The sequence below is a fragment of the Parachitinimonas caeni genome, assembly GCF_030129945.1.
In the GTDB taxonomy this organism is placed as follows: domain Bacteria; phylum Pseudomonadota; class Gammaproteobacteria; order Burkholderiales; family Chitinimonadaceae; genus Parachitinimonas; species Parachitinimonas caeni.
The window spans coordinates 1-898 of sequence record NZ_JARRAF010000136.1; the positions used below are offsets into that span (position 1 = coordinate 1).

Sequence of the window (898 nt, forward strand, 5' to 3'; positions counted from 1 at the left end):
GAGAGGTTAGAATATTGGGTGAATGAAATCTAACCATTCATTTTAACGGGGCGCTTAACGGTGCCCGTTAATTCAAACGTTGGAGGCTTTACCTTGGACTCGGACCAGGTCAAAGATGCAATAAAACGTCGGCTATTTATGGAAGCGGTCCGGAATGGAAAGATAGAGCCCAGCTTTGGGTATCAACTTTGCCCACAATGCTATGGCCGTGGCAGCATTTGCGTTGAAAGAGCACATTCAGCTACATTTGAGGAGTGTTCACTCTGCAATGGCGAGAAAATTGTTGTCGCCTAAAACCTCTAACTTTTTGGCCAACGTGACGGCCCATAGCTACGGTTTCGGTTCCTTGTGCTGAAGTCACAAGGCAGGCAAGAACTCTATACCCGTCCGCTTTACCAGCTTATTCGTTGTCGCGGCATACGTGATAGTTCGAGCTGCCATCGTCGCGCACGGCCTCTCCGCAAAATTTGCACAGTCGAAAGCCGTCTATGCTGGTGGCGCTTGACCACATTGACGATTGCGCATGTCCGTAATGCTGTCGTACGTGCTCCAGTGGTAAGTTTAATAAACGAGCATGCGCAGCAATCAGCACCTCAAAAATACCAATACCCATTAGATCGGCGATGCGGGCATCCGAGCGAAGTCGACCCAGCGTTTGCATGACCGCGAGACTGGCCAGCTCAGTGTCAGTCAGATTTTCATATCCATCAGATTGTCGCCGCATAAGCGAATCCTTACGATCACCTACTTATATGTAACAGCAAGCACTGTGCCAGCTGGGCATCAGACCAGCATCTCCTTGGCTATTTTTGCCCAACCCCAAAAAGGTGAAGTCAGCGACTTAGTGACGGCATGGAGAGGGTAAAATAGAGGGCATCAATTCCGGCACGTAAGGCGG

At 49.8% G+C, this 898-nt stretch carries 1 protein-coding gene; it reads right to left on the reverse strand.

What is annotated here, in order from left to right; translation table 11 throughout:
• Positions 1–400 precede the first annotated feature (400 nt).
• Positions 401–724: a hypothetical protein gene (locus PZA18_RS23975; RefSeq protein ID WP_284103411.1), complete on the reverse strand. Its 324-nt coding sequence runs from the start codon at positions 722–724 to the stop codon at positions 401–403.
• Between the last annotated feature and the right edge of the window lie 174 nt (positions 725–898).

Coding starts and splice junctions, on each gene's coding strand:
- PZA18_RS23975 (WP_284103411.1), bottom strand. CDS start 724: ATGCGGCGACAATCTGATGGATATGAAAATCTGACTGACACTGAGCTG.